Consider the following 17,311-nt stretch of genomic DNA (forward strand, 5'->3'; position numbering starts at 1 on the left):
GCGTTCATCGACTATTTCGAGCGTTCAAGGCCAAAAATCCAGAGCCGCATATCTATTGATTTTCCGGGCCCGATGAGGCACGCCAATTCGTGTGCGAGAAAACAAAAGAGTGCGGATCCGCAGCATGGGCTCGGACTTCGCGCCTACACAGTCCGGAGGTTGCCGAACCCGTCGAGCAGCGCGGTGAGACCGAGCTGAAAATGGTCGGCGTCCAGGCCGGCGAGCGGCGCCTCTCCCGTGCGCTCCGCGGTGACGGTGGCGATCGCCCGGCTGAGGATGTGGCCGATCACGTACTCGCGCAGGCAGCGGGTCAGCTGGGGCGCCACCGCCGGGGAAAAACCTGCCGCTTGCAGGGTTTCGACCATCCATGTGCCGGTCTCGACGGCCGACGGGCTGTGCACCTGGCGGGTGGCGAAGATCGGCACCGCATTCGGGTGCTTACGCAGGGTGGAGCGCAGCCGATCGGCGTACGCGCGCAGGAGTTCGCGCCAATCCTCCTGCCACGGCAGGCTTTCCATGTCCAGCTCGGCGAACATGTACGCGGCGATGCCGTCGAAGAGGTCCTGCTGATCGGTGTAGTGGCGGTAGACCGCCATCGGGTCGGCGCCGAGCGCGGCGCCGAGCTTGCGCATCGAGAACCCGTCCATGCCTTGCTCGTCGACCACCGAGACCGCCACCGCGGCAATGTAGTCGCGATTCAGCGTGGTCCGGACCGTCGGCGCCGGATTGCGCGCACTCATCCGCCGACCACCTCCGGTGTCCCTTCCGTCTACTGAGTAGATGCCATCTACAAGGTAGACCACGGCGGAATCCGATTCGGTGCCCTCGCTACCGCGCGTCGCGGACCAGCCGAGGAAGGCTCCGGCTCGACCGAGTAGCCGGCTATGAACGCTCGGCGGCCGCCTCTTTGGTGCGTTCGGCGCGGGCGGCCTGGAAGGACTCGGCGAACGTTTCGAGTTCCGCGGTCAGCCGCGGATCGTTGGCGGTCGCGACGATCTGCTCGGCCTCGCTCCACGCGGTATCGAGGTCACGCATGAGCCGAACGAGGCTGGCCTGCGCGGCCTCGTGTGCGGCTTCGGCGGACAGACCGGCCGACGCGACGGCGCGCAGCCACGCCATGGCCAGCTCGAATTCTGCGTTGATGCTGGGCTGTGCTTCGTCTCGACTGCTCACCATGCTTCGCTTCCTCGCGGACCGTTGAACTCCGTCAGGGTGGCAGACTCCGTTGACCAACGCATCCTGGTGCGCGTCATCAAACAATCATCGACCGTTGAGCTGGAGGATGTCGATTCCCCGGTTGTTGTCGGCTACATAGGCGAACCCGCGGTGCCAGTACGGTGCCCATGCGGCGGCGTCGGCGGGACGGTAGTACGCGATCTGTTTGGGGTTGGTCGGATCGCTGACATCCAGGAACCTGGTGCCCTGGGCATAGAACGACTGGACGAGGACCTTGTCACGCACGTCGAAGTAGTGCGCCGAGCAGTCGGCGGACGCCGGGTCGCTCCCTTCCTGTCCGGCGACGCTCCAGGTGCCGATGGTGTTGAGCCGGAAGGGTTTCTGCGGGGTGGACCGCCAGCCTTCGCCGCCGTAAGAACCTGCCAGCGAGGCGATGACGAGCACGCCGTCGCCCGCGCAGCCGTCGACGAAGCTCTCCTCGGTGGCGTAGAGCAGGTTTCCGTCGCCCCACTGGCCGGTGCCGCCGCCGTCCTGCGCGCGGTTGCCGATCGGGCGGAAGCTGTTGTGCATGAACTTGGAGGGGGCCGCCGTCTCCTTGATGCCGCCGCCTGCATAGGGCACCGGATCGGTCGGCGTCGCAAGGCGGAGCTTGCCGGTCACCGGGTCCTTGTGCATGCCTGCCGTCCAATATCCGCGCACGCCACCGCGACCGGAAGCCCAGGCCACACCCATCTCGTCCACTTGGACGTCGTGCACGTAGTCGGTCTTGCCGTCGTTGCGGGCTAGCTCGATCGGGTTGGGATTGACCTTCGGCTGGCGCGGGTTCCTGATGTCGGTGACCCAGATCGGGCGACCGCCCCATTCCGCGGGCTGGCTGTCCGCCTTCGCCGGGCCGCCGGTCCACAGGAACTGGCAGTCGTTGATGCAGGTGGTGGTGTGCCCTGCGGGGACCTTGACGTAGCTCATCACGGACGGCTTCGCCGGATCGGCCAGATCAACGACATAGATGCCGGACTCGCCGGTGCGCACGTTGCCGCCGAACGCGCGTGGGTCGCGGGCGAGGAAGACGCGCTTGCGCACGGGATCGACCTCGGTGTCCTCGGTTTCCCACATGCCGGGCAGGTTGAGCTGGCCGATCAGCTTCGGCTTCGCCGGATTCGCGGTGAGGTCATAGGTCTTCACGCCGAACTGGCCGGAGACCACCATGACATCGCGCTCACCGTACTGGAGGAACTGCAGGGCGATCGCGCCCTTGGCGTCCGGGACGTTGCCGACCGCCTTGACGTTCTTCTCCGCACCCGGCGAACCGGTGGGCTGAGCGGCAATGCCGTGCGGGCCGTCCTCGCAGGCGGCCGCTGGCACGGCGGTAGCGGTTGCGGTGGCCAGCACCGTGGCCAACAGCAGTGACGTCCGGAACAACCAGTGGCGCACGACTACCTCCCAGCGGGCGTGATCACCTGTATGACCAGGGAGTCCTGGTAGCAGGGATGCCTCACTGTAGGTGTCCACACCACTTCGGCGCGATACCTCGCATCGCTGAACAAACTTTCACGGCAGTAGCCGCGTAATACCCCGCATAGCCGTGTAATTCGCGCAGGCACGGGTCAATGATGTTGCTATGTCTGGGAATCCACGTCACCACATCGCCCGACTCATCGCCGTGCTCGCCGCATTTCTGCTCGGCATCGCAGGCTGCGCCACGACGCCGGAGCCACCGACGCCTGGTGTGCTCACGGTCGGCGTCCGCGATCCGGCCAGCCTGCTGCCCGCCGACCTACGCGACCAGGCGGGGCAGCTGCTCGTCGGCGCGCTGTGGACGCCGCTGCTCGACTACGACGCGGCGACCGGGCAGCGCACGCCGCGGGCCGCGGAGTCGGTCACCAGCACCGACCAAGTGACCTGGGAGGTCAAACTCCGCGGCGACGGGCAGTTCCACGACGGGACGCCGGTCACCGCGAAGTCCTATGTGGATACCTGGCGGACGGTCGCCGGCGAGCGCTGGGCCGGTTCCGGCGCGCTCACCGACGTGTTGCGGTCCAAGGAGATCAGCGCCCCCGACGACTACACCCTCCGGATCGTGCTCGATCGGCCCTTCGGTCAGGTCCCAGCGGTCTTGGCCGCACCGGCGCTGCTCCCCCTGCCCGCGTCCGTACTCGTCTCCAGGGACTGGACCGGTTTCGCCGCGAATCCCATTGGCAACGGACCATTCCGGATGGCGGAGCCGTGGCACCCCGGTACGGGTGGCCGACTCACCCGGGTCGGCGAAGCGGCCGGGAAGGCCCGCGAAATCCGGTTGCGGGTAGGCGATCCCACCGCACAGTACGACCAGGTCCAGGCGGGCTCGCTCGACCTGGCCACCGAGGTGCCCGGCGGCAGGCACGACGCGATGCATCACGACTTCGCCGACCGGCACGCGATGTGGCCGCTGCCGGAGGCCGACTATCTGGTTTTCCCCTTGTCCGACAAGCGTTTCGAGGACGCGGCCGCGCGGCACGCGTTCGCCATGGCGGTGGACCGCGCAGCACTGGCGGCAGGCCCGCTCGCGCACCAGGTCGACCCGGCCCGCTCGATGCTGTCGCCCGGCGTCGCACCGGGAGAACGCTCCGGCACCTGCCGACCGTGTACCCATGACGAGGCTGCCGCGAAGTCGTTGCTCGGACAGGTCGACTTCACCGGACCGGTCACCATGTACTTCGATGCGAGACAAGAGCGTTGGGCCGCACCCTTCGCCCACCAGATCCGCACCGCGCTGGCGGTGGATCTGATCGCGAGGCCACGCGAGGGTGCGGCGAACGAAACCGTCGACGGTCCCTTCCTGACGACCCGCTCGCTGAGCACCACAGGCCCGCACGAATTACTCGCCACGCTCGCGAAGACCGCCGGATACGCCGACGAGGGCTTCGCCCAGCTGCTGGCCGCCGCCGATGCCGCAGGTTCGGCAGCCGAAAGCGCTCAGCTGTACCGGCTCACCGAGAACCAGCTGCTCCGCGATCTTCCGATCGCGCCGCTGTGGTCCGGCCACGGACACGCGGTGTGGACGCAGCGCGTGCGGGATGTGACGGCAACGCCGATGCGCGGCATCGACCTCGCCTCGATCTCGGTCTGAGCGTGGATCGCTTCGGCCAGTTCCGCTTTCGTGCGCACGATGCTCGGCAACTGCCGTAGCGGTCTGGCAGACCGTGGCCGGACAGACGAACACGGCTCCTTCGTCCGAAGGAGCCGTGTTCTCAGCTGGACGGCGTGCGACCGACCGTCAGGTCACGGTGTCAGCGTCGGCTTGACCGGCTTCACCGGGGCGGGTGCTGGCGGTTGGGCCGGTTTCTGGTTCACCGAAGGGATGGTCGGCACCGCAGGTTTCGCAGGCTGAGGAACGGCCGGGGCCGGCTGCTGCGGCTTAGGCACGGCCGGGACCTGCGGCACCGCCGGGTTCGGCTGCTGCGGCTTAGGCACCGCCGGGACCTGCGGCACCACCGGGTTCGGCTGCTGCGGCTTGGGCACGGCCGGGACCGGCTGCTGCGGCTTAGGCACCGCCGGGACCTGCGGCACCGCCGGAATCGGCTGCTGCGGCTTGGGCACCGGCTGAGTAGTGGTGGGCTGAGCCGGTTTCGGTGGCACCGGGGCAATCGAGGATTGCGTCGGCACCTTAGGCGCGGGTTCCGGTGTCTTGACCGGAGGTTGGGCCGGCGTGCGCTCGGTTGTCGGCGTCACCAGGGCAGGCTGCTCCGGTTTCGGCTTGGCCGGGATCTGCGGCTGGGTCGTCGGCTCAGGCTTCGGCTTCGTGGTGGTCACCGGCGCCGGGATCGGCTGCGGCACAGCCGTAGTGACCTGCGTCGGCGACGGCGGCACCGAGGAGGACGGCGTTGTCGGGTTCATCGTGCTGGATTCCGTTGTGGTGACCGGTGGTTGAGTCGTGGTCGGCGCGGGGCTCGTTGTGGTCACCGGCGGCACGGTCGTGGTCGGCGCGGAGCTGGTCGTGGTCACGGGCGGCGCGGTCGTGGTCGTCGTGGTGACCGGCGGCACTGTCGTGGTCGGCGCGACAGTCGTCGTAGTGACCGGCGGCTCAGTCGGATAGGGCGCGGTGACTGTCGTCGTGATGATCACCGGGGGTTGCGGTTCGTTCGGCCATGCGGGATCCGACGACGACGGACAGAAGATGCCGCACAGGACCTTACCCAGGCCGGAGACGTTGACGTACAGCTCGATCCGCAATCCATTGCCGTCGGTCGTCGCCTCGGTCGTTATCGGCGCGTCGGGGTTCGTCGTGACCGGGTCGCTGGGCACATCGGTGGTAGTCGTCTCGGGACTCGGCGTATTTTCCTCGGCGGGCGGCGTATTCGGGTCTCCAGGGGCCACCGGCTCGGACACGATCATGCTCGACCCGGTCCCCCATGGCATCGCGGCAAGCAGATTGGGCGGGTTCGGCGCCTGAATGCCTGCACCGCGGTTCTTGTACGCCTCGGACCAGGCGAACACCAGCGCGGCGTAGGCCTTGGAATTGTTGTAGCGCAACACCGCTCGCATCGACTGATCGTGGTTACGCATATCGAGCCCGCCCGAACACAGGTACTTGGCCGCCGCGAGCGCCGCGTCGAAGACGTTGTTCGGGTCTTTGGCACCGTCCACGTTGCCGTCGGAGGCGTACGTCGACCAGGTGCTCGGGAGGAACTGCATCGGCCCGACGGCGCGCACGGCGCTGCCGTCGGAGGCCTTGATGATCTCGTTGCCCGGCAGCGTGCCGTCCAGTGCCGGACCGTAAATCGCGGTCGGAGTGGTGCCGTTGGCATCGGTGCGGCCGTTCGCGGCGTGATTCGACTCCACTTCGCCGATGCCGGCAAGCAAGTGCCATGGCACGGCGCAGTTCGGCGCCGCGGTTTGCATTGCCAGCTCTGCGTTGCGATACGCCGCAAGGACGATTTCCGGGATGCCGAGCGGTCCGTCACCCGGCACCGCGAGCTTGCCGACCGCTCCGTCCGGTGGCGGCGCGCCGTCGACCGGCCGGGTGGCCGTCTCCGACGTCAACGATGTTTTGAAGCTCACCGGGATCATGTCGGCGAATCTGTCGTGCACTTGCACCGCCGGACCGGCCGCGTTGGCCCACTGGGTCCCTGGCGTTTTCGGCGGGCCGGGTTGATTCGCCGACCCAGCGGTCACCAACCCCATCAATGCCAGCGCCGATACTGCGATAGATCCAGATATCCGCATTGGGAAACCATTCCCCTCGTCATTGTCGAACTCGTCGAGCGCAGCGGCGATCTGTGTGGCGGCGCACAGCAGTGTCAGTCAGGCCGCTTTCAACGAAAATAATTGCCGTGCAAGGCAATTCATGTCGGGTACGCGATAATCGTATCGGACCGGGCGTCCTGCATCGCATGTTCAATGCATGCGATCTCACTGAGCGAGACCTCGGTCTCACTGGCGGCGCCGGATCGGCTGCGACCGAAGACATCCCGCCGCACCGTGCGGGGATGCTGCACCGCTCGGGTCAACTCGCCGCTGGGATCATTTACCGCCCGAGATCCGCTGCCGCGTCCACGCATGCTGCCCACCCTGCGTCGACAACGGTCCACAACGCGGGAAGCTGCTGGCCCGCAGCGTACGCCGCGACGACGACCACCGTGACGATCAGGAATAGCGCCGCGGCGAAGACAGCCCTGAGCTCAGCCGCGAATGGTTGCCACCGCGAGCGCATTCGAGCCTCCCCTTCTCATGGGAAACCTCAATAGATGTTGTGCACACCGTAAGGGATCCAGCACAGCCACAAAAGCATCGGAACTTTGAACACTGTTGCCTCGCATGTTTTTTGGTCGAGTCATCGGGTTCGTCGTCGTCGACGTTTTCCAGCAAGTGATTCCGAGCGGGCCGCCACCCCTGCGGGCGGCCCGCGATCGAATGTCGGCTCGTCAATCTTTCCGGTGCTCGAGATGCGCCGCGATCCGCCGCCAGTCCTCGGCGAACCAATATGCCAGCTGAATGATCAGCCAGACATTGTGTGCGGGAAGCGCATCCACGACCTCCTCCAGCCCGGTGTTCGCGCCGGCGCACAGATCGAGCCTGCGTAGTAGTGCCCGCCCGGACTCGGTGAACCGCAGCGAGGGATCCGCCCTGAGCCGCTGGATCACCACCTTGGGGTCCTTGATCTGGGTGCGGTCGGCGAACCGGTCCGGTTGCGGCCGCTTGGCAGGCGTCTTCCCGAGCGGAACGCTCGGCGTGCCGCGATGCTGGCGCGCAGGCACCGGATCGTCGCCACGACGCAGTCGTTGCCGCACGTCGTGCGCGGTTCCGAGCGAAACGCCCGCCGCCTCGGCAACTTCGCGCAGCGGAGCCTGCGGCGAGCGCGCGATCATCTCGCTGGCGAGCCTGCGCCCCTCTTCGGTGCTCGATGAACGCGGTCGACCGTCCCTGCCGATGCGCACGTTCGACTGGGTATCCGGCCCAGTCGAACGCCGCAGCACGCCAATTGTCTTGTGCGACAGTCCCGATGTCACACCGATGGCCCGGTCCGACCATTCCGGGCGCTCACGGATGATTCGCGCGGCCGCGGCCTTGCGATCTGCCAGCGACAACGGCAGGCCGTGCGTGACATTCATGCGCACGGCAACGATGAACGCCTCCATCTCGGTCCCGTCGAAGAAGCGCGCGGCGATCGTTTTGTCACCGCGCAACCGGGCCGCGCCGACTCGATGCGCACCATCGATCACCCGCATGCTCGGGCGATGCACGAGGATCGGCGGCAACGCTTCGACCGCCTCCGCCAGTGCGCGAATGTGAGCGGAGTCTTCACCCGCGAGTCGCGGTGAGTCGGCCAGGACCAAGGTGTCGACCCGCACCTCGATAGTGTGGGCACGATTCGTCGGTTGATGGTCATCGGTAAAGACCATCGATAACGGCGAGCTCGGGACGTCACGGCCGGTGGGCGTGACACAGGGTTCTTGGTTCATCGACGTAACTCCCCACACAAGGATGTCACCTTGATCAAGCGAACATGAATAGCAGCGATCACGCGGGTAGCGTGCCTGGCTGTATGAAATTGTACTGCAAGGAGGTATTGCATTCAGGCGGCCGAAGCGCTGTTCATGCACGCATTTACAGCGCGGTAACAGCGGAAATCATTTTCGGCCGATGGCCTGATTCGAATTTCTCTCGATTGCGCGGTCCATACCGTAGAGCAGTGGATGGTTTCAGCTGCAATCGCAGACTTGACAACAAGAGCAGCGCCGAATACTCACCGTCATCAATACCCGCCTAGTTCAATAGGAGAGAAATCCTTTAATAGCGATGACGACATTATAACAATCCGAACAGTAGGTCAACCGTCCGAGAAGATCGGTGGATTCCGCATTTTGCGCACGCTACGATGCCGATCCTCTATACGATATGGGGTTGGGGTCGCTTCCGCGCAGAACCTGCTACCGAAGCGCAAACTTCGCCGCTCATCTGTAGTTTCCCGGAAAATTCAGTATCGAGAACGGTACCTTCGCGTACCTTCGGCGATCACGGAGCTACCCCGGAGTTCTGAATAGCCGGTGTCGCTCGGCCGAATACGTGATGTCGGCGGCTCGAATGCGTGCCAGCTGAACCAGCGGCGATGGCGGGCCCGCCGCCGGTCAGGGCGTTGGAAGTTCCAGTCGTTCTGCATGATTGCGATCGCAACCCTACGGTGCTCGATGGTGTGCAATCGGTACATCAACCGGTCGCTGACAACGATCGTACCCGGCTCTTCGCCATTGATGTGGTTACGGAGCCCACCCGGTCAAGCGCTTGGGTACCTCACGTTGCAAATCATCAGCGTATTCCACTCATCGCGAATCACGCAGCGCCGCAGGTCGCACCGATTCGGCAGCTCGCAACAATCACACAAACGTAACGTCGTAATTCCGACAGCACCGGATTCGTGTGGGATAGTGCGCACGACGACCGGCGCAGCCATTCCGGCGCCGGGTCGAGGCCGACCTACCTGGGCCCTTGTTCGCCCGCGATCGAGTCGAACCGAGGGCCGCCGCAGTCGATCGGCGCACGATGTGCCGGATCCAGCGCGTTGAGCACCATCCGAATCACGACCGGATCAAGGGTGAGCGCCATGTGCTCGGAAAGGTCGCTCGGGCAAACGTCTTGCAGCGTGATGTTCTCTACGTTCGGGCCGGGCGGCAGAAAGCCGGTGGTGTACGGGGTGGCGAACTCGTCGGTTCTGGTCGCGATCACCGTGTAGTTGATATCTGGCAACGTCTCCCCGTCCCGGTTCAGCTCGCGGAAGAATTCCGAGTCGGGCAATTGTTGGATGCACGCCGGGCACAGCGCCGTCGGTCCCGCCGACAGGGTCGACGCGGACAGGGTGGTCGGCGGCCCGAACAGACCCCAGGTGGTGCCGTGATTGTCCGGGGCGATGCCGACCAGCGTGTTCACCTTGTTCGCGCCACCGAGGAATTTCATGTAGTAACGCGGCAGCACGCCACCCAGCGAGTGACCCACGAAATCGACCTGTTGCGCACCGGTCGCCGCGAGCACACGATCGGTGAACGCCGATATCTCCTCGGCCGAGACCGACACCGAGCCGACGCCGGAGATCACCCCACCGAGACCACGCCCGTAGTCGAGCGCATAGACGCAATAGCCCGCCGCGGTCAGGGCAGGCGACATAGCGAGCCAACTACCAAGACGGTTCTCATATATGCCATGTGCAAGAACGATTGGTCGCGGATGCGCCACACTCGGCCTGCAGGACCAATCATTGGCCCCCGGCGGTGCAGGGACCAGATCGCCGTCGGCAGACCAGGACTCGGGCGCCTCGATCGGCGCTGGACCGTCCGGCGCATCCGCCGCTGCCATTCCGGTGGTCGCCGTGAACGCCGTCAGGATCAGGACAGCACCGCATAAGAGGGACCTACGCACCGCACACTCCCTTGTGTCCGACGCCATCCATCGCCATTCTCTCGACGAAAAAGGCGCAGTGGTGAAGCAGCTCTGATTATTCCGAACGCTACAGCGATTCGGCGGCGGCGATCATCAAGGCGAGCGACTCGCGTGGCGGTTCGGCGCGGACCGCGAGCTGGTCCATCACCTCGCGGTAGAGCGCGATGTCTTCCCGGCGATCAAGATAGATCGCACTGGTCAGCTGTTCCAGATAGACGATGTCGGGCAGCTCGCGCTCGGTGAAGCGCAGCATCGTGAACGAGCTGCCCGCCGCCGGATGACCGCCTGCACGGTACGGCAGCACCTGGATCGTCACGTTCAGCTTCTTCGACATCGCGATCAGGTGCTCGATCTGGTCGCGCAGCACCGCCTTGCCGCCGATCGTCCGGTGCAGCACGGCCTCGTCCAGCACCGCCCACAGCGAAGGCCCGCCCGGCACGTCCAGGATCTCCTGGCGCTTCCTGCGCAGCTCGACCCGGCGGGCCGAGTCGGGGCTCTTGTGCCCGACCGCGACGACGGCGCGGGTGTAGTCCTCGGTTTGCAGCAAGCCCGGAACCAGCTGGCCTTCAAAGGTTCTGATCGTCTGCGCGGCGCCTTCCAAGCCGAGATAAGTCTCGAACCATTGCGGAAGCAGATCGCTGTAGCGATGCCACCAGCCCGGCTGGTTCGCCCTGCGCACCAGACCGAAGAACAATTCCCGCTGTTCCGGTTCGGTGACACCGTAGAGGCTCAGCAGATCCTGGACGTCACGCTCTTTGAAGGCGTGCCGTCCGAGTTCGAGGCGGCTGATCTTCGCGTGCGATCCGCGGATGTACTCCGCGGCGTCCTCGCGCGTGATGCCGCTCTTTTCCCGCAGTCTGCGGAGTTGGCCGCCGATCGCGATCCGCAACGCGGTGGGGCCACGCTCAGCAACATGTGAGTCGACAACACCGACCCTGACCGGTTCTGGGATCATGACCTTCCTACTCCGACGTTCGAAGATCAACGGGGCAGCACGAAGCGCCTTGCGAACTACACCGCATCCCACCGATGGTATCCCTCGAATACGCCCGACCAACCGCCGAATCGGCGTTTCGCCATCATGCTCGGCAATTGTTCGGCGAGTTGCGCGTGTTGGACCCCCGCATCCCGGGTCTCCGCGCCGATCTTGTGCCGCAGCGTGCACCGATGCGCCGATCGGGCACCATCGACCCGCTGCGGAAGGCTGCCGGAGCAGCTCGATCGAGCCGACAGCACCGTATCCGGCAAACTCCGGCAACGGGAAACTTGTCGAAATGCCAGACCTGCCAGCGACTTTGGTTGCCCGGCGAGAAACTGTCCGGTACCCAGGGTAGGCGAAGAGGTAGGACTCCGGCTGCCATTCGGCCGGACAGCGCGGGTCTGCTCGCCCACCCAGTGCGGGGGAGGGTGATCAGGCTCACTATCCGACGGGCAGGTTCGGAATAAAACGTTCTGACCGTTGGTTTTGCCATGAGACGCCGGTGGGAGGGAGGGAAAATCGGGTGATTTGTGTCAGTGCCGAGCGGAATACTGACCCGCGCCCGATTAGTACGAGCAACCCACTCCGTCAGAACCACTGTGGCTGCGGGACTCGATCCGGTAGGGCCACACGTTCCAGTCAACACTGACCTTCCGGAGGTAACCCCGATGTCCGATCCATCCGCTCCCGCCTCGGGAGGGCGGACGCCGACCGTCATCCGGGTACTGGTGCTCGCGACCTTCGTGGTGATCCTGAACGAGACCATCATGATCAACGCGATCCCGCGGCTGATGAAAGACCTCGAGGTCACCGAGCAGGCGGCGCAGTGGGTGTCCACCGCATTCATGCTCACGATGGCGGCCGTCATCCCGACCACCGGCTGGTTCCTGCAGCGGGTGACGACCAGGCAGGCCTACACCGCGGCCATGGGCGTCTTCCTGGCAGGCACCGCGCTGTCGGCGATCGCGCCGTCGTTCGCGGTGCTGCTGATCGGGCGAATTATTCAGGCGGGCGGCACCGCGGTGATGATGCCGCTGCTGATGACCACGCTGATGACCGTCGTGCACGAGCACGACCGCGGCCGCGTCATGGGCAACGTCACCCTCGCCATCTCGGTGGCGCCTGCGATGGGGCCGGTCATTTCCGGCCTGATCCTGCAGATCGCTTCCTGGCGTTGGCTTTTCGTGCTGGTGCTGCCGATCGCCGGCATCATCACCTGGCTCGGTCTTCGCCAGCTGAAGAATGTCGGTGAACCGACCACCGGCTCGATCGACGTGCTCAGCGTGGCATTGGCGGCGACCGGATTCGGCGGATTGGTGTTCGGCCTCAGCAAGTTCCAGCCCGACAACGTGGCAGGCCCTGCGCTGATCGTCGGCGCGGGCGTCGCCCTGATCGCCACGTTCGTGTTCCGTCAGCTGCACCTGCAGCGCACCGGCACCCCGCTGCTGGATCTGCGGGTCGTGCTGGCGGGCACCTACACCAAGGGTCTGGTGCTGATGTCGGTCGCGTTCATGGCGATGCTCGGCTCGATGATCCTGCTGCCGCTGTACCTGCAGAACCTGCGCGGGCTGAGCCCGCTGGCCACCGGCCTGCTGGTGATGCCGGGCGGCTTGGCGATGGGTCTGCTCGGACCGACGGTCGGTCGCCTGTTCGACAAGTTCGGCGGACGGCTGCTGGTGATCCCCGGTTCCATCGGCATCGCCGTCGCGCTCGCCGGCTTCACCCAGATCTCGATGACCATGCCGTACTGGCAGCTCGTCGCGCTGCACGTGGTGCTGATGGTGTCGCTCGCCGCCGCCTTCACCCCGGTGTTCACGCTGAGCCTCGGCGCGCTGCCGCATCAGCTGTACTCGCACGGCAGCTCCATGCTCGGCACCCTGCAGCAGGTGGCTGCCGCGTTCGGCACCGCCCTGGTGGTGACGGTCATGTCGGCCCGCAGCACCCAGCTGGTCAAGGACGGCGCCAACGCCGTCTCCGCCCACCTGGACGGCATGCGCCTGGCCTTCGGCGTCTCCGCCGCCCTGGCCCTCGTCGTGATCGTCTGCGCGGTGCTGCTCCCCAACCGGGCAGCGTCACCCGAAGAGGTCGAGGATCTGGCCGACGCCCCTGAACTCGTCAAGGGCTGAACGTAAGTCGACACTTCGATGCCCCCGGCGCGCTGCGCCGGGGGCATCGTCGTATCTGGACCCACCCCTACTGCCGACGATCGCAAACAACGGGAATGCCGAACCGTCGGGTCCACGCCTGTCGCAGTGTTGGACGCCCCTTCGTCAGTGACCGACGACTACCAGCACGAACTGCTGGGTGGGATTGTTCTGTGCCGGGCGGGTTACCGCGCCGAAGTCCTTGTCGGCGATCTCGTGGGCATCCAGGTAGCGGTTGCTCGAGGCCTGCTGGAATGTGTACTTCCCGCCGCCGATGGACTGGATGTGCCAGACCTGCGTCGGGTTGTTCTGCACAGGTCGAGTGACCACGCGGTAGTCCAGCGATTCGATCTCGTGCGCGTCCAGGTAGCGCTTGCTGCTCACCTGCTGCACCGTGCCGGTTCCGGTGCCGCTGTCGTCCCAGTCGATGCGCCACTGCTGGCTCGTGTCGCCCTGCTTGGGCCGGGTGACGACGTTGTAATCGTGCGTGCCGTCGTTCCACGCGTCGAGGTAGCGACCGCTGGAAACCTGCTGGATCGTGACGATGTCGTCCGGCTGCGCGGCATTGGCGGTGGCGGGAACAGCAACGATGCCGACGGCGGTCAACGTTCCGAAGAACAATCCTGCTGCTGCGCGGCTGATGAAGTGTGTCAAGTGGGGTCTCTCTGCGGGAAGGTCGCTTTCGCCTGGATAACCCAATGGTCGAGCAAGCCCGACCGATCCAATAGGCACCCTCGGGCGTGCGCCCGCCGCCGCAGGGTGCGCAAATCACCACCCGGGAGTGGGCGCCCCATGCGCTGCCTTACGCCGCGGCGGGACAGTACAGGTCGGCCGGGGGCGGGGTCAGGTCGACCAGATACCGGAGCACCGGTTCGTCGACGCAGGGCACGCCCTGGCCGGCCACACCGTGCTGCACGCCCTCATTGGTGATCAGCCTGGCATTGAGGGCGCGGGCGAGGTTCACCCCGCCCGGATACGGTGTTGCGGGATCGCGGGTGGTGGCGACGACCACGACGGTGGGCAATCCGGACACGTCGAGCTTGTGCGGTTGCGACACGGTGGGCAGCGGCCAGAAGGCGCACACATCCAGCGGTGCCTGCCCTGTCGCCTTTCCGTCGTCGAATGCCGGCGCCGCAGCACGGATCCGACGGTCGAGATCGGCCGCGGTCGCCCGATCGGTCACCCGGATCTCTTCACCGCAGAACACCGCGGCTTGCAGATCCCGATCGACCGTTGTCGACGAGGCGATGACATCAGCCAAGGCCAGGAGAGTGTCACCGCGTCCATGGGCCAGTTCAGTGAGCCCTTCAGTGAGGCCAGGCCAGAGACTAGGGCTGTACAGCGAATTGACGATTCCTCGCTGTGCGTCGAGGTACCCGAGTCCGCGTGGGTCCGTTGTGGTCGCGGGCCGATCGATCAATGGGTCCACCAGCGCGCGAAACACGGTCCGCAGCTGTGTAGGGTCAGCACCGAGCGGACAAACCGGCGCCGCAGCACAACTGGCGGCATATTCCTCGAAGGCGTGCTGGAACCCGGCCATCATGATCAGCGGATCTGCGATGTTCGTCGCCGGGTCGACGCCACCGTCCAGGATTATCGCGCGAATGCGATCGGGGAACATCTCGGCCAGGGTCGAACCGAGCCGCGTGCCGTAGGACACGCCGAAGTAGTTCAGCTCCGCATCGCCGAGCACCGCACGGATGACATCGAAATCGCGGGCGACATCGGCGGTTCCGACATGGCCGAGCACCGCGAGGCCGGTGCGTTCGACACATTTGGCCACAAAATCCCGGTGCTTCTGTTCGGTTTTCGCGATACCGGCAGGCGACATATCGATATCGAGGTCATTGCGCTGCGCCTGAAACTCTGCAGCGGTCAGGCAAGTCACCTTCGGCGTTGACGCGCCGAGCCCGCGCACATCGACGCCGATCAGGTCGAAACGCTGCGTCATCGGCGCCTTCGCCAAGTAGGCGGCGGGATAAGCCAGGCCTGGTGCACCCGGCCCGCCCGGATTGGTGAGCAGCGAGCCGATGCGGTCGCCCTTGGCCGGGCGCCGTGAGATCGCGATCTGCGCCGTCGCACCGTCAGGCTTGCCGTAGTCCAACGGCACCTGCACCCTGGTGCACTCGAATCCAGCATCGACAATCTCACTGCCACCCCGGAATTCGGCGCACGACCCCCACTGCAAGGTCTGCCGGTAGAACTTGTCCAGCGCCTCCCCCGGCGCGCTGTCCGCTCCGGCGCAGGCCGTGCCGAGCAGCAACGCCGACACAACAGCGGCGGACCACAGTTTTCGTACTATGACTATGCTGGCATTTCGCTGCGCACACACGCCAACCACCCCCATTACCCGGAGCCACTTGCACGGCCCCGATCTCCGTCTGGAGCAATACCTTTCGTCTGATTATCGCTTCAGACGCAGCCTACCGACGTGGAGTTCCAATCTGTGTCCGTCATCACACCGTGCGCGTAGGTTCTATCGTCGAAGGCGACATACTTGCTCTCGTCGGCGCGGTCCGCGCCGACGGACGGTCCGTCGAAAGGCATTCGATGACAACGACTTCCAATGAAGACACGAGCATCGGGTACATCCTTGCGGCGTTCGCACGGCACTCGTCGCAGGTGGCGATCTCGCATGCGGGCGGCGAGTGGACGTATGGGGAACTGCTCGAGCGGGTCAACCGGATGGCGCGTGTTCTTGCGGCGCAGGGGTTACGGCGGGGGGATGTGCTTGCGCTCGCTACCGGAGCGGATCCGGATACCTTCGCTTTGAAGTTCGCGGCCAATGCGCTCGGCTGCACTACGTGGGTGCTGTATGACGAGCTCGGGCCGTCACTGCTGGTGGAGATGCTGCGGTATGTCGAACCCAGCGCGGTCGTGCTCACTCCCGGTCGCGACGACGATCGAGTGCTGGCGGCACTCGAGCAGGTGCCGGGCACTCGCGTTCTCGCTTTGGGCAAGCACCCTGACGCGGTCGACCTCGCGGCCGCGGCCAACGCCGAATCCGCCGAACCGATCACAGTCGAGGCCCGCGAGGAGGATCTGTCATCGATCACGCTCACCGGCGGCACCACCGGAGTGCCCAAGGGAATTCCGCGTACCTTCGCCCGCACAAGCACGTACGCTCCGGCGACGCTCGAACGCTTCAGAATGACGCAGCTGATGTGCACGCCGATCGGACATCTCGGGGGAACGCTGGCTGAGGTGGTGCTCGCGGCGGGTGGCCGGGTGGTACTGCATCAAGAAAACACGTTCGACCCCACCCACGTCCTGGACTCGATCGAACACGAACGGATCCAGTTCCTCTGGATGCAGCCGTCGATGCTGCATCGGTTGCTCGACCACCCCGCGCTCGAATCCACCGACACCACGAGCCTGCGTTTGCTGATGGTCACCGGCGGCCCCTCCGCTCCAGAGCGCATCAGTCAGGCGCTCAACAGGTTTGGACCCATCATCATGACCGGCTACGGCACCAACGAGATCGGCCAGATCACTCTGTTGAGCCTTGCCGACCATCAGCGGCCGGAACTGCTGACGACCGTCGGCCAGCCGGTGCCGGGAGTGCAGGTGAATATCCGCGATGTCGACCACAAGTCATTGCCGACGGGGGAAACCGGCGAAATCTGGGTTCGCGGACCAGGATTGATGTCCGGCTACTACAAACGGCCCGACCTCACCGCCGCAGCCGTGCAGGACGGCTGGTTCTGCACCGGCGACCTCGGCTTCCTCGACAACGACGGCTACCTCAGTGTCGTCGGCCGCACAAAGGACACGATTGTTGGCGTCGGAGAAACGATTTACCCCGCGCAGATCGAAAAGGTGCTGCACCGCCACCAATCCGTGCAGCAGGCCGTCGTATTCGGCGCCACGACCGGCCCGGATCGCGACGAGAAGATCTGCACCGCAGTAGTTCTCAAGCCCGGCCAGGACCTGTCGGAGGACGCGGTGGCAGCGTGGGTCCGCGCTGAGATGGGACCTGCCTATGCGCCGGAAGTGGTGTTGATCCTTCCGGCGATGCCGCTCATCGGCAGCGACAAACCGGACCGGGTGGCACTGCGCCGTCTTGCCACGGAGCGCATCACCGGTCCGGGAGTGACTTCGTAGC

General features: G+C 65.6%; 13 protein-coding genes. 3 read left to right on the plus strand and 10 right to left on the minus strand.

Features of this window, described 5'->3' with window-relative positions:
- Positions 1-143: 143 nt before the first annotated feature.
- The 3 genes from ACGFNJ_RS06515 to ACGFNJ_RS06525 all read right to left on the minus strand — a co-directional run bounded on the left by ACGFNJ_RS06515 (position 144) and on the right by ACGFNJ_RS06525 (position 2,607).
- Entirely contained in the window at positions 144-740 is a 597-nt protein-coding gene (locus tag ACGFNJ_RS06515; RefSeq protein ID WP_393444135.1) for a TetR/AcrR family transcriptional regulator, read from the minus strand.
- A gap of 142 nt (positions 741-882) precedes the next feature.
- Positions 883-1,176 carry a hypothetical protein gene (locus ACGFNJ_RS06520; protein ID WP_393444137.1) on the minus strand — a complete coding sequence of 98 codons (294 nt, stop codon included), beginning with the start codon at positions 1,174-1,176 and terminating at the stop codon, positions 883-885.
- An 84-nt stretch (positions 1,177-1,260) separates the two neighbouring features.
- Entirely contained in the window at positions 1,261-2,607 is a 1,347-nt protein-coding gene (locus tag ACGFNJ_RS06525; RefSeq protein WP_393444139.1) for an LVIVD repeat-containing protein, read from the minus strand.
- Between the two features lie 187 nt (positions 2,608-2,794).
- Between ACGFNJ_RS06525 and ACGFNJ_RS06530 the strand changes: the two genes are divergently transcribed.
- Positions 2,795-4,282, plus strand: a complete 1,488-nt coding sequence (locus tag ACGFNJ_RS06530; RefSeq protein WP_393444142.1) for an ABC transporter substrate-binding protein — start codon at positions 2,795-2,797, stop codon at positions 4,280-4,282.
- Positions 4,283-4,434: 152 nt separating this feature from the next.
- Here the strand turns inward: ACGFNJ_RS06530 and ACGFNJ_RS06535 are convergent, their stop codons facing one another.
- From ACGFNJ_RS06535 to ACGFNJ_RS06555, 5 genes are all read right to left on the minus strand, one after another.
- On the minus strand, positions 4,435-6,378 hold the full coding sequence (locus ACGFNJ_RS06535; protein WP_393444144.1) for a lytic murein transglycosylase: 1,944 nt from the start codon (positions 6,376-6,378) through the stop codon (positions 4,435-4,437).
- Positions 6,379-6,679: 301 nt separating this feature from the next.
- The gene (locus ACGFNJ_RS06540) at positions 6,680-6,865 is read right to left on the minus strand and encodes a hypothetical protein (protein ID WP_393444146.1); all 186 of its coding nucleotides are present in this window, start codon (positions 6,863-6,865) and stop codon (positions 6,680-6,682) included.
- Positions 6,866-7,076: 211 nt separating this feature from the next.
- On the minus strand, positions 7,077-8,003 hold the full coding sequence (locus ACGFNJ_RS06545) for a ParB/RepB/Spo0J family partition protein (protein ID WP_218023276.1): 927 nt from the start codon (positions 8,001-8,003) through the stop codon (positions 7,077-7,079).
- Positions 8,004-9,126: 1,123 nt separating this feature from the next.
- Complete coding sequence (locus tag ACGFNJ_RS06550) at positions 9,127-10,089, minus strand: esterase/lipase family protein (RefSeq protein WP_393444148.1); 963 nt, start codon at positions 10,087-10,089, stop codon at positions 9,127-9,129.
- 61 nt (positions 10,090-10,150) lie between these two features.
- Complete coding sequence (locus tag ACGFNJ_RS06555) at positions 10,151-11,038, minus strand: helix-turn-helix domain-containing protein (protein ID WP_393444150.1); 888 nt, start codon at positions 11,036-11,038, stop codon at positions 10,151-10,153.
- A gap of 692 nt (positions 11,039-11,730) precedes the next feature.
- Between ACGFNJ_RS06555 and ACGFNJ_RS06560 the strand changes: the two genes are divergently transcribed.
- Entirely contained in the window at positions 11,731-13,188 is a 1,458-nt protein-coding gene (locus ACGFNJ_RS06560) for an MDR family MFS transporter (protein ID WP_393444152.1), read from the plus strand.
- Between the two features lie 144 nt (positions 13,189-13,332).
- Here ACGFNJ_RS06560 and ACGFNJ_RS06565 read toward each other — a convergent pair whose 3' ends face one another.
- Together ACGFNJ_RS06565 and ACGFNJ_RS06570 are read right to left on the minus strand one after the other, a co-directional pair.
- On the minus strand, positions 13,333-13,860 hold the full coding sequence (locus tag ACGFNJ_RS06565) for an RICIN domain-containing protein (RefSeq protein WP_393444155.1): 528 nt from the start codon (positions 13,858-13,860) through the stop codon (positions 13,333-13,335).
- 148 nt (positions 13,861-14,008) lie between these two features.
- Positions 14,009-15,553 carry an alpha/beta hydrolase gene (locus ACGFNJ_RS06570; protein ID WP_393444157.1) on the minus strand — a complete coding sequence of 515 codons (1,545 nt, stop codon included), beginning with the start codon at positions 15,551-15,553 and terminating at the stop codon, positions 14,009-14,011.
- A gap of 203 nt (positions 15,554-15,756) precedes the next feature.
- Between ACGFNJ_RS06570 and ACGFNJ_RS06575 the strand changes: the two genes are divergently transcribed.
- Positions 15,757-17,310: an AMP-binding protein gene (locus ACGFNJ_RS06575; protein WP_393444159.1), complete on the plus strand. Its 1,554-nt coding sequence runs from the start codon at positions 15,757-15,759 to the stop codon at positions 17,308-17,310.
- Position 17,311 lies beyond the last annotated feature (1 nt).

The organism is Nocardia sp. NPDC049149 (assembly GCF_043197455.1).
Lineage (GTDB): Bacteria > Actinomycetota > Actinomycetes > Mycobacteriales > Mycobacteriaceae > Nocardia.